The sequence below is a fragment of the Flavobacterium ardleyense genome (assembly GCF_042686085.1).
In the GTDB taxonomy this organism is placed as follows: domain Bacteria; phylum Bacteroidota; class Bacteroidia; order Flavobacteriales; family Flavobacteriaceae; genus Flavobacterium; species Flavobacterium ardleyense.
Genome location: NZ_JBHUOL010000022.1, coordinates 337,335 through 352,925, shown reverse-complemented (window position 1 = coordinate 352,925; position 15,591 = coordinate 337,335). Strand labels below are relative to the sequence as shown.

Sequence of the window (15,591 nt, the reverse complement as noted above, 5' to 3'; positions counted from 1 at the left end):
TATTGAAGTTTACAAGAGCTTTTAAAAGCGAAATTGTGAAAAAACAAGGTTTTTTCACAGCCTGACGTGTTGCGGCTTGCAGAAGTGGCGAACTTCGTAACCGTAATCTTTCGGCTAAGATAAAATTTCTTGCGAAAGATAAACGTGAATTTACCACATATTTCGCCATTTTTGCAAACCGCTGTTGGCAGTAGTGTTTTTTATTCTGTTACTTCTTGTTGAAAAGAATTATAAAAATACATTAAAAATCTGTCTAAATATTGTCTAATCGCTAACATTTTATTTAAACTTAAAATGATTTTTTTATTGTGATCTATTAATTGTGAATTTATTAAAGCCATATTTTTTCTTTCAACTGGTGTTTTTTCTTCAAATTCTTTTAATCTGTTGTAATCTTTTTCAGTCAATATGCCATTTGTGTGAATAATTGCGTGTCTAATTATTCGCAATTCTAAATATCGCATGAATGTTTCGTCAAAACTCATATTCATACCATCTGGTTTTTTTAAATTTAAGCCATTTGGATTTGTTAAATAATTTTTTAAATTGTCATTTCTCCAAGCATTACTTATGCTTTTTTCGATTTCAGATTCCGCAAGATTGTCTTCACATTTAAGAATAATTTCAAATAAATCTTCCAGTATTCCATCTACAACAGAAATTGAACGTATCAAATAGTTTTCAAAAATTTTAATTAAAATGTCTGAACTATATTCATTTACTAATTCTTCCTTTGTAAATTGTACGTCCATTTCAAAACTGTCAAGCCTCAATGGTTCAGGTATGTTTTGTGTTGTACTTAAAACTATTGGATTTTCCATAGTTTCATATCTTTTAGATGCAACATCACAAGCGTTTATCAGCAACACATAATCTGTATAATTTCCAATGATTTTGGAAATACCAATTCCGATATGTTCAATAGATTTCTCTTTAGTTTCTTTTTTCATAACATTACTGCCAACGGTTCTCGGCTAGCGAAAGTGGTTTGAATTAATCACTGACCAAAACAAATATAAAACAAAATTACGAATCATAGAGGTTTTTCCGAAGGAAAAACCAAGCTTAAACCATTTTGTGCTAACCGGTGTTGTGCATAGTGTTTTTTTTCATTGGATTTATTTTCCATATAATCCAAGTAACTAAAAATGAGACTACAATGAGCAAGACGGAAACTCCAATATCTTTTAAATCCCACGTTAGATTTGGAATATAATCTCTGTGAAAATTAACTGAAAAGGCGAATACAATTTTATATGTTGACCAAATTCCGTGTAATAGTGTAAATCCGAAAGCTATTAACCAAAATATTTTTTTATTCATAATAATTGGTGCAATCAGAATAATCGTAGGAAAGACCATCGCATAAAAAATATCAAAATAGAATGGACTAAAGTCATATTTATATTTTACGAAATTCAGTCCGACAAATATCCATAAGAGTAAGATTCCGCCATAAATTAAACGTTGTGTTTTATCATTTTTCAGATATTCAGTTATAGAAATTCTATTTTTCAATTCTGTCGTTTTTCAGTTTTCCGAATCGTTGCTTTACATTATGCACAACGTTTCGCGGCTTGCAGAAGTGGCGAAATTCGTAACCGTAATCTTTCGGCTAAGATAAAATTTCTTGCGAAAGATAAACGTGAATTTACCATATAATTCGCCATTTATGCAAACCGCTGTTATGTGACGGCTATTTATGCGGTTTATTTTAAATATATTTTTCGATTGCAATTATTCTATTCAATTTTTCAATTCCAATTTTCGAAATAATTCGAAACGCCAATTCTATAAATATAAATCTTAATATAATAATAAAAAATATTGTCGGCAAAAATAGTTCAATCGAATTCTTAAACCCATTTTTGAATAATGACGTTATAAGACCAAAAATAGGGAATAGAAAAATAGCGAATAAAATGACCTTGAAAATTTTATTTATTTCAATTTCTAAAGTGCCGTTTTTTTCGTTTAAACTTCCTTTAAACACACAAAAACTACCATATAAATTTTTTGATAATTTTAGTTCAAAATTTGGTTCATTTATTTTTCCTATAAAAGTTTGTTTATTCCAGTCAGAAACAAATTGTTCGTCAGATAAAGTTTCTTTTTGTAGTTCAGATATTGCTTTCGAACGTTCGTTAATAAATACAAACGAATATTTTTTAAGTGGATAGATTTTCATTTTTAATTTTCCTTTGGTTTTCGCCAAAATGACTCACAATTTTCAAGTTTCTGTTTTTTTATTCCGACTGAATATCAAATAATAAAGCCTTTAATTTTTATTTTAAAACATTTATAATCTTTTGTTTAGTTCGGTTTTCTGTAGCTGTCACATAACGTCTTGGCGCTTGGCGTGGTTGGGGACTTTTGAAACCGAGTATTTTCGGCTTAACGTAAAGGTAATAAAAAAACGCTAATTCCACTAAATCCCCAATCACGCCAAACGGCTGTTACCTGCTGTTTTTTTACATTTCTATTTTTCAGTTTTAATAAAATATATTTAACTCTATTTCTGATATTCGGAAAAATTTGCCTCAAAACTCGTTCCGTAATAAATAATGAGAATTAAAAGACATAGAATTAATGCAATTAAATTCTGTTTGATAAAATTAAAAATAGTTATGGACATTAATCCGATTGTCAGTATTAAGCCTTTTTTTGCATATGGTTCAAAAACTTCAAATGCCAAATATTTTGGTAACAATGGATTATTAAAATTTAATGTAGTAGAATAGTAAATTCCAAAAATATAAGTCAAATGTAAAAATATTAAAATCATTATTAACCTTAATATCTTTTCAAGTTTTGGAGATTTATTTAGTGAAATAATTTTCTGTAACATTTTATTAATTTTAAAATTGTTAATCTTTTGTTTTTTAAGTGTTCAATGTTTATAATATTAGTATTTTAAAATTAGTATTTATTTTCCATTTTTAAAATTCCAAAAAAGATAAGCTATTTTCACATTTTTATTTTAAGTTTAATTGAAAAAGTTGTTTAAAAGTCTGATTTTCATTAAAATAGCAGGTAACGTCTTGGCGCTTGGCGTGGTTGGGGGCTTTTGAAACCGAGTATTTTCGGCTTCACGTAAAGGTAATGAAAAAACGGTAATTCCACTAAATCCCCAATCACGCCAAACGGCTGTTATGCACAGGCTTTTTAATCTTCGTTAAATTCCACTCTGCAAATAGGGCTTATGCTGTCTTCTGTTATAACTTTTTGTCCTATGTTTTTAGTTCTTTCTTCTTGGGAATATCCTATAAAAGTATTGTTAGTATCATTAATTCCTGTGACAAGAAAATTCGGATAAAATAATCTACAAGTATTTTGTTCATTATCTTGAACTGTGAAATATATGTTCACAGGATTTTGTTCATCTATTGCTCTTAATAATAAGTTTCTCATATGTTTTTATTTAAATATATAAAGTTTTTATAGAAAGTAAAGTCTTTTTTGTAATTTATATGTTGAATGGTCCAAATTCTATTGTACAATTCTCTCTTATTTCAGATAACTCTATATAAACACCAAATTTGTAATCTAATTGAGTAATATATTCATTAATCTTTATGTAATCAAAATCTCGTTTTCCATTCTTCCATTGCATTTTAAGTTCTATTTCTAACAAGTTATGATGTGTATCTCTTTTATGCACAATAATATCAGGATATACGTTACTGGAATCTTTACCATACTTTTCAAAATCTAAATTTTTACCGATTAGATTTCCAATTATATCTTCTCCGTAATCATTTCTCATTCTGTTGTATTCTACATCGACTACATAATCTGTATTTTCAAAATGCTTTTCTATATAAATTGCAAGACGATGAGTTATGGATCTTTCGTGTAAGTTGTATGTTTCAAAAATTATTTGAGAATCTTTTTCAAATAATTCATCTATAGACTTATTTAAAATATCGGTAATTTGTTCTTTTGTATACGTCATTTTTTTTTAAGCTTGTGCATAACGGTTCGCGGCTTTGAAAGGTTGCGAGCTTCGTAACCGATATTTTTCCGCTAAGATAAAATTTCTTGCGAAAGATATATGTGAATTTAGCACAATTTTCGCAATCTTTCAAAACCACTGTTGGCAGTAGTTTTTTTATATTATATGTATAATTTCCAATTCTTGTCAGCTTTAAATCCGTGTTCAGGCTCGGCTATTTTTTTAATTTCACGTTTCTCATTTATACTTTCGGAATAAAAATCTAATTGCTTTGTTTTTATATAGTCAATTTCTGTTTCCGTCATTGCACTATTCCAAGGAACATTTTCACAAACAATACATTCATTTTTATTCAAAGCAACAATTCCGCATATTTTGCAAGGTTTAAGGGATTCAATAAAATTTTTCACATAGGCAAAATCAAAATTCGTAAAATTCAATGGTACATTTTGAATCAAATCATACCAACCAATATTGCAATTTTTTAAAACAAATTTTTTGTCTGATTTTTCAATAATAACATTCTCGTTATTTTCTGAAAAATGAATGTTATTTATTTCGTTCCACTTAAATAAATTCGCTTTCGCTCCAAAAGTTTCATTTAAGCTGAATCCATTTTCAGTTAACTTTATTTCGGTAATTTCGGAAGTCATTTTTTTGTAAAAAACCTTTCTCATTAAATACCCTATCATTCTATTCTCTCTTAATATGTTAGTTTTCGATTGTGCGGTAAAATTACTGCCAACTTATTTATATGTATCACTCAATGATACAAAGCCACCCATTTTTGGGTGTATAGATATTATAATTGTCATGCCTATTTCTTTTTCAAATGTAAATAAAAAAACACAAGTCTTAGAGATTTTTATAAAACAAAGTGGCTTTTATAAATTTAAACTGAAGCTTGATTAAAAACATTTTTCCAAATTACTTTGCATAGATTAGATAAAAGTCGAAAAATCCTGAAACTTTTGATTGCTGACTTATGATGGTGACCTAAACCCGCGTTAGGGATAGTAGTGGCATCCTTTTTATTTTATTTTCAAAATAAAAAGATAGAACGAATAGCCCGCTCGAACGCCCAAGAACAAGTACAAGAACAAAAGAGAAGTAAAAGCAATTTAAGCCAGAAATTGGTGCTAACAGAAAGTAGTATTTCGGAACTATCGAGTTGTGATGCGTTAGTTGGGTAGGATGAGGATTTTGTTTAAAGACAGGATTGTGTAAATGAATTATCGCAACTTCAAAAGGCTTTACCAAATAAAAAAATAGGCTGTTAGAAAAATTAGCACTAAAAACAACTGGTAAAGGATCCAAAAAATAGTTGCAATTTTAATTTCGGTCTTATTTGTAAATTTTTATTACTTTAGAAGTCTTAAAACGGACAACCAAAACAAAAAGATTATGGGACTATTTGATTTTATTAAAAACGAATTGATAGAGGTTATTGACTGGGTAGATAACTCAACGGATACGATAATTTGGAAATTTCAAGATAAGGGAAACAATATAAAAAATGGTGCAAAATTAACGGTTAGAGAAAGCCAAAATGTGGTGCTTATGAACGAAGGTGAGTTTGGCGACGCTTATTTGCCAGGGCTTCACACATTATCCACGAATAATATGCCAGTTACCACAACTTTAAAATCATGGAAATATGGTTTTGAATCGCCTTTTAAAGTGGATGTTTATTATGTGAACACAAAGCAGTTTACGAACTTAAAATGGGGAACATCTGGCGCTATTTTGTTTAAAGACAGTGAATTTGGACAGGTTCGGGTAAAGTCTTTCGGGAATTTTGCCATCACAATTAAAGATCCCAAACATTTTATTAAGCAATTTGCAGGTACAAATCCGTTTGTGAAAACCAGCCAAATTGAAGAACCGCTAAAAAACATTATCGCCAGTAGATTAGCCGAAGCGTTTGCAGAAGCTAATATTTCGGTCTTAAATTTAGCTTCGAATTTCACGGAATTAGGCGAAAAACTAAAACCAATTCTGCAACTTGAACTCGACACTTATGGGATTCAGCTTGAAAAGTTTTTTATTGAAAATGTTTCGCTTCCAGAAGAGGTAGAAAAGATTTTAGATAAGAAAACAGAACTGAATATTCTAAAAGGCAATCTAAATGAGTTCAACCAAATGCAAGGTGGTATTGCGCTAGAGAAATTAGCTGATAATGACACTGCCGGTGCTATGGGTGGTATGGGTGCCGGAATGCTTTTGACCAACATGATGGGCCAGCAACAAAACACACCAAACACGCCACAAGCAAGTAAAACAGATTTATTAGAGATGCTAAAACAACTGGGCGAACTTAAAAACCAAGGTATTCTAACGGAAGAGGAATTCAGCAAGAAGAAACAAGAAATTTTAGACAAATTATAAAGAAGTTACTTCATGTCTGATTTTAAGGAATTCCCATGCCCTAATTGTTCGTCTGAGCTTAATTATGACGCGGAAAAAAATGATTTAAAGTGTTTGCATTGCCATACTGTATTTTCGATTGAGAAAAGCGATGAACTTATTGCTGAAATCACAATCGATAGTTTTAATAGCGCAATCAGTTCGCACATGTTGCCCATAAATGATGTCAACTATAAATGCAGCAAATGCGGTCAAGAAACCAAGTTAAAGGAAGATATCGCTTTTTTTGAATGCCGCAATTGTGGCAATAATGTAATTAATGCGAGTGCTTATAAAAGCAGAACCATTGTGCCGTCTTCGATTATTCCGTTTGCGGTTTCAAAAGACAAGGCAATGGAACATTTCATCGCCTGGATTGGAAAAGGTTTTTGGAACGATTCTTCTTTAAAGGAGCTTTCCATTGCCGATAATTTAGTAGGTCATTATATACCATTTTGGACATTTGATGCGAATACAGAGAATCAATGGAGCGGGCAATCGGGTACATATTACTATGTAACGGAGTCTTACCGAGATTCACAAGGTAAATCACAGACAAGAAGCGTTAGAAGAACTAGATGGCAATACAAAGAAGGACAGTTTTCTCAATTTTTCAATGATATTTTAATATGTGGCAATCAAGAAATTACACAAGATTATATCAATAAAATATATCCTTTTCATCTTGATGAATTGAAACCTCTGAACGAAAAATATTTGTTGGGTTGGAACGCAAAGGCTTTTGACAAAGACATGAACGATAGTTATACGTTGTCAAAGAACTTTATAACGAGTAAGGTAGAAGAAATGGCTGCGACTTATTTAGCTGCTGACACGTATAGTGGCTTAGAAGTCTCAACGGAGTTTTGTGATGAAACCTATAAACACATTATTTTACCAGTCTGGTTTTGTGAATATCTTTTTAAGGATAAGAAATATTTTTTCATCATCAACGGTCAAACAGGCGCCATTCATGGCGAAAAACCACTTTCCACCACTAAAATTGTTACGGCAATTGTCTTAGCCGTCATTTTTGTTATTGTTCTTTTTATGGCTTTTAGCTAAGCTTACAGCACTTTTAAAATTACAATTTCTTAAAAAAAAATAAGTTATGACGCACCAGAGAGATTGTTTAAATGAATACGTGGATATCTGGTCAAATTTTAAGACGCAGATAAAATTGACAAGTCGTGGTGATTATTGGTTTTTTGTATTGGTTAATTATGCGCTGTTAACTATTTTTCAACACTTTTTTCAGGACCATTATTACTTGGAATTGCTCTTAATTATTGGATTTGTAATCACCACAATTTGCATAGGATTTGGCCGAATGAACGATATTAAAAAACCTATTTATTTCCTATTTATTCCGTTATATAACTTGTATCTCCTACTCCAACCTACCGCAAAGAATAAAAGTACTGCAACAATTGAATCTTTGCAAGAAGGTACAATGTCGAATGCGAATTTCACTGCTGTTGAAACTGTCCCTATTCAGAAAAAGATGTTTTTTCTAAAGTTTCTTATTGCTTCCATTGCTCTAGCGATGTTGCATCTAAAAATTAATCTCACTTATGAAGAAAATGTAATTAACGACGAACTAGCTGAAATTCTTGTATATTTAGTATCAATTATAATTTTCATTGCTTCCTTCTTAGCCTTATTTATTTTACACCAAGTTTTGAAGAAAGGAATTTCTAGCAGTTCGCTTATTATTTATTTTATTGCTAGTTTAACAATCTTGAATTTTTTGACACGTTTGTTATTACAAATTCTTTTTAACTGGCTTTAACTGCTTACTAATTAGCTGGCACGTAATCAGTTTTGCTGAAATTTACTTCAAGAATATAATAGAGAAATAAGTATATTTAAAGATGGTTTTGATTATTTGGGCGTTACCACAAGGGTCGCGCTGTGCGTTCTATCTTTTTGTTGAAAAAACAAAAAGGATGCCACTTCCATCGCTAACGCAACTTAGTAGTAAAATTCAAAAATAGGATTGTATTTTAGAATTGTACTAACAAAATAATTTATAGAATTTAAAAAAAGACCGAAAGAAGTTGAGCTAATAACTAATTATCTTTTGTAACAGCAACCGCATCTGCATCTTTAACTCCATCAAAAAAGCCTTTTTTCACGTCCTCAAAACTAGTGTAAATGGTTGCCATTAAATAAACAACTACTGCGGCAATAAATAAATAATCCTCTCTTTTCTTGTAATTTTCATCTTCCTTCTGTTTTATGTTTTTTTGCTACTCTATTAATTTTTCAAAGACAATAAAAATATCTAAAATCAATTAAAGTGTCAATTTAATCTCTTCTCTAAATTTAGTCGCGGTTTTTATTCTGCGTTTAGAAAATGTTCCATTTCGTGCGGCATTGGATAGTGTCCATTTTGACGCATTATTGTAATTATTTCACCCAAATGGAATGATAAATGAACTGTAATATCTTGAATGATTTTCAGTTTTTCCTCACTATTATTGTCTTGAAGTGTCATTTTACGCAACATTTCTTTAATCGTTTCAATTTGGGTTTCAAAAGTAGCGATCTTATTAATAAGTAAAACTTCATCGCTTACCTCTTTTGATGCAAACCAAGTATCAATTTCATTTATCTCCGCTGTAGCAACAGCACTCAATTTCCTTATCTGATACTCTTGCCAAATTATTAAATGATTCAATATTTGCCAAATACTTTTTGGCGTATTGTTATGAAGCAAACTAGCTTTTTGCGTATCTAATTTTGCAAACACCTTAAAAGTATCAAATGAGTCTTTAAATAAAGTATGTAATTCCATGAAGTTATCTTTGTTGTAACGAATTACTTATAAATTTGAAAAATAGATAGCAAAAAACACTTTAAAAAGATTTAGTACAAAATACTTTTTATTTATCACTGTTATAAATCTGATAGCGCTTATACGCTATCTTTTCGTTTTTATAATGTAACGCTTTTATTAAATCAGATGGTTTAAAATACTCAATGTAAATTAATTCATCCATGTCCATTTTCTGATAATCAACAGTACTTAAGAAAATATATTTATTTTTATTTTCAATTTCTGAAAATATTTTAATTACATATTCTAACACATTGTCAGGAGCTTCGTTGTTTTTTATTTCTTTTCCAATTATCTTAAAATTACCTGAAATCTTCTTCTGATTAAAAAGAGCGGCTTTCACCATTCTATTTCTCTCAATACCTTTAAAACTAATGTAGGTTAAAACTCCTAAACCAAGCGATTGAAAAGCAACTGATAAACCATCAATTTCATTCAATGCTTTATTTATAAAATTAAAATAGATAAAAGCAATAAATAAAAATAGTAAAACGAAGATGGAAACAAACATTCCTATCTCGTAATTTTTATACTCTTTTGAAAGATATATTTTGTCCTGCTCTGTTAATTCAATTTCTTCCAAAATACTTTGTAATTTATTTTTATTTACTTCTTTTTTTACTTTTCTTAGAATTACCTAATTTTTATGGCATCTGTCGCGATTTTTTGATCAACCGAAAATGCCATAAAACAACTCACTAGCTGAAAAGATTGTGCAAAAGTAAACCAAACTGAACCAATTCTCTTGGATTGATTGCTTTATTTTAGAATAGTTTTATTTACTTAAAGTTCATTTTTTGTATTCGAACCGCATTTAAAATAGCTAATAATGCGACACCAACATCTGCAAAAACAGCTTCCCACATTGTGGCAATTCCACCCGCACCAAGAATAAGAACAATAGCTTTAACAGCAAATGCTAAAATAATATTTTGTATTACTATTTTTCTTGTCGCCTTCCCTATTTTTATGGCTGTTGCAATTTTTGAAGGTTGGTCGTTTTGAATCACCACGTTTGCCGTTTCAATTGCTGCATCGCTTCCCATTGCTCCCATCGCAATACCCACATCGCTTAATGCTAAAACAGGCGCGTCGTTTATTCCATCGCCTACAAAAGCAATTATGTTATTTTTGTCTTGCTTTAATTCTTCTACTTTTTGGACTTTATCTTCCGGCAATAAATCACCAAAAGCCGTATCAATTCCTAAATGAAGTGCTACCTGTTGTGTAATTGCATTTTTGTCGCCACTTAACATTACTATTTTCGTAATTCCATTAGCATGCATTTGTCTGATTGCCTCTTTTGCATCTTCCTTAATCTCATCGGCAATTATAACATAACCGGCATATTGATTGTCAATCGCAACCACAACAATACTCTCTACGATTGCATCAATATTTTTATCATAAACTATATTGAACTTCTGTAAAAGTTTGGTGTTACCAGCTAGCACAACTTTACTATTTACAACTCCTTTTAATCCATGGCCGCTTATTTCTTCAATAGCTGTTGCCTCGTACTGATGGTCATTGTCTTTTTCACTTTCTACGATTGCTTTGGCTATTGGATGTGTCGATTTTTTCTCAAGCGCAACTAATGATTGCATTAGCTCTTCCTTAGTGGTATTGTTGGCCACTTCAATTTTTTGGACTTTAAAAACTCCTTTTGTCATTGTGCCCGTTTTGTCCATAACCACAGTGTTAATTTTGGTCATTAGCTCTAAATAATTTGAACCTTTAAACAAAATACCGTGCCTGCTTGCGGCGCCAATCCCACCAAAATAACCTAACGGAATAGAAATAACTAATGCGCAAGGACAAGAAATAACTAAGAAAATTAATGCTCTATACAGCCAATCTTTGAAAACGTAATCGCTTACAAAAAAGAATGGAATTATAACTACCGCCAAAGCTAAAAAGAAGACAATAGGTGTATATATTTTAGCAAATTTCCGAATTAACAATTCTGTTTTTGCTTTTTTTGCTGTCGCGTTTTGCACCATATCCAATATGCGAGCTAGCGAACTATCAGCGAATTTTCTAGTAACTTTAATTTCAATTACTTTTTCTAAGTTCAACATTCCGGCCAATACTGTTTCTCCTTGTTTTATGCTTGCCGGCTTGCTTTCCCCTGTCAATGCCGAAGTATTAAAACTACTGTTCTCACTAAGCATTATTCCATCTAACGGAACTTTTTCACCCACCATAATTTGGATCGTTTCGGCAATCGCTACTTCTTCCGGATTTACAGTGATGTAATTGTTGTTTCTATAAACATTCGCTATTGTGGGACGAACATCTAACAAAGCTTTAATATTGCCTTTTGCACGATTTACTGCTGCACTTTGAAATAGTTCTCCAATACCATAGAAAAGCATTACAGCAACACCTTCCGGATATTCTCCAATGGCAAAAGCACCCAATGTTGCCACACACATTAAGGTAAACTCTGTAAATAGTTGTCCTTTTTGTAAGGTTTCAAAGGCTTCTTTTAAAACTGGTAATCCAACAGGTAAATACGCTACAAAATATAAAATGAACCGAATATAACTTTTAAAAAATTCTGGTTTAATATAATAATCTAAAGCAATTCCAGTCAGCAATAAGCAAAACGAAATAATTGCTGGCACATATTGCATAAATCCCGAAGTATAGCCGTGATCATGATCGTCATGATCGTGATCGTGATCGTGATCATCGTGATTGTGTTCGTGATCTTGCTCATGATTGTGTTGCTTTTCGTGATTCTTTATAGTTTCCCTTTCTTGATTTTCATTTCCAGCAGTTGCTATCAAACCTTTTGCGCCTGCTCTTGTATAAATCCTTTCTTCTTGCGTGCAGCAAATTTGCTTGCCGTATTTGTTGTAAATATGTTGGTGTTTCTTATTATCCATTTTTTAATTTTATCATTATGTTTATCAGAGTTTCCTACTCTTGGCACTTACCGTTTTTCGGTTCTAAACCTCGGAAAAGCTCGATACTAACTACAACAAATATAAAACAAAAAAAGGGAAACTATTTCTAATTTCCCAGAAGCCAAGTCATCTTTTATTGTTTACGCTAAATTCAACTTTTAAACTATTTGCAAAATTATTTCAATTTAAAGTTATAGTTATTCTATTCTCGATTTAACACTTTACGATATAAAACTTTTGTTTAAAATCAGTTAAACCTATATAAATAATGTTTTGATTAGCTGCTAAATTCTAATTAGCATTTACGTTGAAGCATCCAGTTCTAATATTGCACATTTAAACAAGTCTCAACTATTGATTGCTACTATTTCTAAATTTCAACTGATTCTAGAAATTCTTTAACAACTTGTAGTTCTTCTAATTGCGCTTTAAATTCTAAATTCACTTCAAAAACAATAGTTGGTGATGAATATCTTGTTGAAATCAGTTTAATTTTGTTTGTTAAATATTCTTTTTTTCCTATAGTAAATCGGTTACCAACACCCTCAAGTTTATCAAAATCATCACTTTTAGATAATTGCATAATTGAGCTGTTGGTATTGATTATTTTATTTCTTAACAACAACAAAAGAGTGTTTTCAAAAAGAATTATATCAGAGTTGAAAAATTTCGAAGATACACCAAGTTTGTTTGTAGCATACATTTCAACATCTATATTTTTAATTTCTACGAAAAGCTTCTCTCCAATGCTTTTAAAGAGTAGTTTACGCTTATTTTTAAAATATAAATGCACTCCATAATTTCCAAGAATACCCAAAGGAATCAGGAGAATCAACATGCTGATTAAATTTGTGCTCATTATAATATTGGTTTTAATTTGATTTATTTCTCAATTGAGATAGATTGAGTTGAAAGCAATGAAAATTTTACTAGACGAAAATACAATTAATATTCAATATTGTAAAGGGTAGCTTGTACTTATAAAAAGCAGGAAGGCCCTACTCATGATTTTTGAAATGTACTCAAATTTTCAGGAAGTACTTTTTTATAAAATCTATGGATTCTCTGTAGTAAGTAGTTGTATTGTCCCAACTCCCAATTTCAATATGAGAATCAAAGTCTCCTAAACATATGACTTCACAATCTGGATCAATTATAATTCTAAACTTTAAGCTACCGTCATTATAGATTGCATAACTATCGTTTAAAAACGTCATTAAATTAGATTTATCATCATTTTCAAATCGTTTGTAATATGTTAGTTTCGCAAAAACTTCGGGTAGTTCCTTTTGAATTTCATTATATAAATCTTTTCCAAATCCACTATAGCGGATTTCAAAAGTTTCAAGTGGCTCTTCAACATATCTCTGGCGGTCGCCTAATAAGTCCATTTCCATTTATTATAAGCTTTATTTTATCCCTAAAACAAATATAGCTAAAATCATAAATGACACATATAAGATTAAGCTCTTTTTAGTAAACATTTGCAACTAAAATAATTACGGGACTAGTATTTCTTTTCTAACGATTTTACTTAACTCCGTTGCTTTATTTAAAGTCATAAAATGACCACCATTTTCAATTTCAATATTAAAATCTATAAAATTTATTGGCAATATTCGATCTGAATTGCCGTGAATATGTATTGAGTTTGTAGGCGTTCTTATATTATCCCAGGTAACAATTTTATCAATTGCCCATTTCAGAAATTTCTCATCTGTGTCTTTTAGAATCTCTTTTAGTAAATCTTTATCTTGCTTATTTTCTATTCCAAAAAACCAATAGCTAAAAACATTCGGAAGTTTTAATAATTTCGTTGGTACTAGTTTATGGAGTTTTAACTTTCCCGCGATTCTGTAGTAGTAAGGAATTTGATTTTTATTTTTGGCAGAAGCAATTAAAATTATCTTTTCAGTTGCAATTATCTTACCTATTTCGGTCGCAATTATACCACCAAAAGAAAGTCCAATTAAGATTGGTCTTTCATGAGTGATTTCTTCAGCTAATCTTTTTGCATACTTCTCAATAGTTTCATTTTCATCTGGCAAAATCCATTCTACAAATTTCACATTAAAGCCCGAAAAATCCATATTTTGAAATACCCTCTTATCAGCTCCTAGACCACTAAAAATATAAATATTTTTCATAAATAAATTTTGCTTTTCTGATAAATTTTAAGAATTAGGAGTTGCTAACTTTCAGCTAACGACAGATATAAGAATTCTAGATTAAGCATTACAAATTAAAAAAAAAGTTATGTCAATTCTGACAATATTTTGCAAAAGTTGACGAATCACTTATGTTCTATCGTAACAGTTGTTATTTGAAGCATTTAATCTTTTAAGGACTTCTCTAGAAAGATCTAAATAGTATTTTCAGAATTAAATATTTAATTATTCATTCTAATTTGGCTTATTACATCGAACGATTATACTCTTGATGATTCTACCTATTTTTTAAGTCTGTTTACTGCGCGTTCTTAAAATACAACTAATTTCTTAAATAAGTCTAAAGACGGATTGCAATTCATTTCTACTGATTTCATATTACTATATTGATAGTATGTTTTTAAGTGTCAGTCTTTTAACTTGCTATGTTCTGTATTATATTTTAGTTAGGTGTTTCGGTTCCTTCAATTTTTGCAATTCTATTGTGACAATATCTTTCTATTTCACCTGCGTAAAGAATGTCTGCGATCTTTATTTTAGAATTAGAAAGTATCTTTTTACCATTTCGACTGATATGAACTCCAGTTTTTAACTTAAATATTATATTACCATGTTTTTCACTTCCAAACATTTCAATATCATTAGTAAAAGACTCCCAAGGATGTGGCTTTATTTTACCACGACTATAGCAGATCAAATTATCCTTAGTCCCTAAGTAATATCCTCCAGAACTAAATAATGCAAAAACACCCAGAAAGAAGAAAAGGATTCCCGGCGCTATAAAAAAGGAAAAATAGATAAATAAAAGATTTAGCGGAGACAAATCATCTCGACAAACTTCTATTAGATCTCCTCCTATTGAAACTGTAGTACAGTCTCCATAAAACAATTCCCAAACGAAACCTGAAAATATTAAACAGACCACTACAATCCAAAAAATTCCAGAACCAATTAAGGAAACACTATCTCTAGTAGGTTGCACTTTTTTCGCCTTTACAAAAAATTCTATTTTTTCATTACCCGCTTCTTGCTTTAAAACATCGGGAATTGCAATATTTTCAATCATATATTAAATAAAATATTTATGTGCGCAAATAAAGATAAAAATGCGTGCTTTCGTAATTGAAGTTTGAAAAAAATTAAAACTAACTATCGCAAATATAAAATTACTTTGGTGAATCTTGTAGGTAATTCGAAAATGATATTACAAATTACACAAAATAACAACTTGCCTAAAACTTTTATAATTCATTAAAAACTGTCGCGTTAAGCAATGACAAACTTCAAAAATCGCAATGGCAACAA

General features: G+C 30.4%; 16 protein-coding genes. 3 read left to right on the top strand and 13 right to left on the bottom strand.

The window, feature by feature from the left end; all coding sequences use genetic code 11:
- Positions 1–200: 200 nt before the first annotated feature.
- From ACFSX9_RS15500 to ACFSX9_RS15475, 6 genes are all read right to left on the bottom strand, one after another.
- Entirely contained in the window at positions 201–950 is a 750-nt protein-coding gene (locus ACFSX9_RS15500; protein WP_379809324.1) for a hypothetical protein, read from the bottom strand.
- A 130-nt stretch (positions 951–1,080) separates the two neighbouring features.
- The gene (locus ACFSX9_RS15495; RefSeq protein WP_379809322.1) at positions 1,081–1,518 is read right to left on the bottom strand and encodes a hypothetical protein; all 438 of its coding nucleotides are present in this window, start codon (positions 1,516–1,518) and stop codon (positions 1,081–1,083) included.
- Positions 1,519–1,714: 196 nt separating this feature from the next.
- On the bottom strand, positions 1,715–2,188 hold the full coding sequence (locus ACFSX9_RS15490) for a hypothetical protein (RefSeq protein WP_379809320.1): 474 nt from the start codon (positions 2,186–2,188) through the stop codon (positions 1,715–1,717).
- 977 nt (positions 2,189–3,165) lie between these two features.
- Complete coding sequence (locus tag ACFSX9_RS15485) at positions 3,166–3,411, bottom strand: hypothetical protein (RefSeq protein WP_379809318.1); 246 nt, start codon at positions 3,409–3,411, stop codon at positions 3,166–3,168.
- 55 nt (positions 3,412–3,466) lie between these two features.
- On the bottom strand, positions 3,467–3,955 hold the full coding sequence (locus tag ACFSX9_RS15480; protein ID WP_379809316.1) for a hypothetical protein: 489 nt from the start codon (positions 3,953–3,955) through the stop codon (positions 3,467–3,469).
- Between the two features lie 161 nt (positions 3,956–4,116).
- Entirely contained in the window at positions 4,117–4,632 is a 516-nt protein-coding gene (locus ACFSX9_RS15475) for a hypothetical protein (RefSeq protein ID WP_379809314.1), read from the bottom strand.
- Between the two features lie 727 nt (positions 4,633–5,359).
- Between ACFSX9_RS15475 and ACFSX9_RS15470 the strand changes: the two genes are divergently transcribed.
- The 3 genes from ACFSX9_RS15470 to ACFSX9_RS15460 are packed head-to-tail and all read left to right on the top strand — an operon-like array spanning position 5,360 to position 8,153.
- A complete protein-coding gene (locus tag ACFSX9_RS15470; RefSeq protein ID WP_379809312.1) occupies positions 5,360–6,343 on the top strand; it encodes an SPFH domain-containing protein in 984 nt (327 codons plus the stop codon).
- Positions 6,344–6,355: 12 nt separating this feature from the next.
- Positions 6,356–7,426 carry an Rpo12/RPC10 RNA polymerase subunit family protein gene (locus tag ACFSX9_RS15465; RefSeq protein ID WP_379809310.1) on the top strand — a complete coding sequence of 357 codons (1,071 nt, stop codon included), beginning with the start codon at positions 6,356–6,358 and terminating at the stop codon, positions 7,424–7,426.
- 46 nt (positions 7,427–7,472) lie between these two features.
- Entirely contained in the window at positions 7,473–8,153 is a 681-nt protein-coding gene (locus tag ACFSX9_RS15460; protein ID WP_379809308.1) for a hypothetical protein, read from the top strand.
- 549 nt (positions 8,154–8,702) lie between these two features.
- Here ACFSX9_RS15460 and ACFSX9_RS15455 read toward each other — a convergent pair.
- The 7 genes from ACFSX9_RS15455 to ACFSX9_RS15425 form a co-directional block, all read right to left on the bottom strand.
- The gene (locus ACFSX9_RS15455) at positions 8,703–9,161 is read right to left on the bottom strand and encodes a hypothetical protein (RefSeq protein WP_379809306.1); all 459 of its coding nucleotides are present in this window, start codon (positions 9,159–9,161) and stop codon (positions 8,703–8,705) included.
- Positions 9,162–9,249: 88 nt separating this feature from the next.
- Complete coding sequence (locus ACFSX9_RS15450; protein ID WP_379809304.1) at positions 9,250–9,786, bottom strand: hypothetical protein; 537 nt, start codon at positions 9,784–9,786, stop codon at positions 9,250–9,252.
- A gap of 196 nt (positions 9,787–9,982) precedes the next feature.
- Positions 9,983–12,097: a heavy metal translocating P-type ATPase gene (locus ACFSX9_RS15445; protein ID WP_379809302.1), complete on the bottom strand. Its 2,115-nt coding sequence runs from the start codon at positions 12,095–12,097 to the stop codon at positions 9,983–9,985.
- A 391-nt stretch (positions 12,098–12,488) separates the two neighbouring features.
- Entirely contained in the window at positions 12,489–12,977 is a 489-nt protein-coding gene (locus tag ACFSX9_RS15440; protein WP_379809300.1) for a hypothetical protein, read from the bottom strand.
- A 163-nt stretch (positions 12,978–13,140) separates the two neighbouring features.
- A complete protein-coding gene (locus ACFSX9_RS15435; RefSeq protein WP_379809298.1) occupies positions 13,141–13,515 on the bottom strand; it encodes a hypothetical protein in 375 nt (124 codons plus the stop codon).
- A 102-nt stretch (positions 13,516–13,617) separates the two neighbouring features.
- Positions 13,618–14,265: an alpha/beta hydrolase gene (locus ACFSX9_RS15430; protein WP_379809296.1), complete on the bottom strand. Its 648-nt coding sequence runs from the start codon at positions 14,263–14,265 to the stop codon at positions 13,618–13,620.
- Positions 14,266–14,728: 463 nt separating this feature from the next.
- Positions 14,729–15,352: a hypothetical protein gene (locus ACFSX9_RS15425; RefSeq protein WP_379809294.1), complete on the bottom strand. Its 624-nt coding sequence runs from the start codon at positions 15,350–15,352 to the stop codon at positions 14,729–14,731.
- Between the last annotated feature and the right edge of the window lie 239 nt (positions 15,353–15,591).

What these genes read in the sequence shown, in the direction of transcription:
- ACFSX9_RS15500 (WP_379809324.1), bottom strand. Translation starts at nt 950, where the DNA reads ATGAAAAAAGAAACTAAAGAGAAATCTATTGAACATATCGGAATTGGT.
- ACFSX9_RS15490 (WP_379809320.1), bottom strand. Translation starts at nt 2,188, where the DNA reads ATGAAAATCTATCCACTTAAAAAATATTCGTTTGTATTTATTAACGAA.
- ACFSX9_RS15485 (WP_379809318.1), bottom strand. Translation starts at nt 3,411, where the DNA reads ATGAGAAACTTATTATTAAGAGCAATAGATGAACAAAATCCTGTGAAC.
- ACFSX9_RS15480 (WP_379809316.1), bottom strand. Translation starts at nt 3,955, where the DNA reads ATGACGTATACAAAAGAACAAATTACCGATATTTTAAATAAGTCTATA.
- ACFSX9_RS15475 (WP_379809314.1), bottom strand. Translation starts at nt 4,632, where the DNA reads ATGAGAAAGGTTTTTTACAAAAAAATGACTTCCGAAATTACCGAAATA.
- ACFSX9_RS15470 (WP_379809312.1), top strand. Translation starts at nt 5,360, where the DNA reads ATGGGACTATTTGATTTTATTAAAAACGAATTGATAGAGGTTATTGAC.
- ACFSX9_RS15465 (WP_379809310.1), top strand. Translation starts at nt 6,356, where the DNA reads ATGTCTGATTTTAAGGAATTCCCATGCCCTAATTGTTCGTCTGAGCTT.
- ACFSX9_RS15460 (WP_379809308.1), top strand. Translation starts at nt 7,473, where the DNA reads ATGACGCACCAGAGAGATTGTTTAAATGAATACGTGGATATCTGGTCA.
- ACFSX9_RS15455 (WP_379809306.1), bottom strand. Translation starts at nt 9,161, where the DNA reads ATGGAATTACATACTTTATTTAAAGACTCATTTGATACTTTTAAGGTG.
- ACFSX9_RS15445 (WP_379809302.1), bottom strand. Translation starts at nt 12,097, where the DNA reads ATGGATAATAAGAAACACCAACATATTTACAACAAATACGGCAAGCAA.
- ACFSX9_RS15440 (WP_379809300.1), bottom strand. Translation starts at nt 12,977, where the DNA reads ATGAGCACAAATTTAATCAGCATGTTGATTCTCCTGATTCCTTTGGGT.
- ACFSX9_RS15435 (WP_379809298.1), bottom strand. Translation starts at nt 13,515, where the DNA reads ATGGAAATGGACTTATTAGGCGACCGCCAGAGATATGTTGAAGAGCCA.
- ACFSX9_RS15430 (WP_379809296.1), bottom strand. Translation starts at nt 14,265, where the DNA reads ATGAAAAATATTTATATTTTTAGTGGTCTAGGAGCTGATAAGAGGGTA.
- ACFSX9_RS15425 (WP_379809294.1), bottom strand. Translation starts at nt 15,352, where the DNA reads ATGATTGAAAATATTGCAATTCCCGATGTTTTAAAGCAAGAAGCGGGT.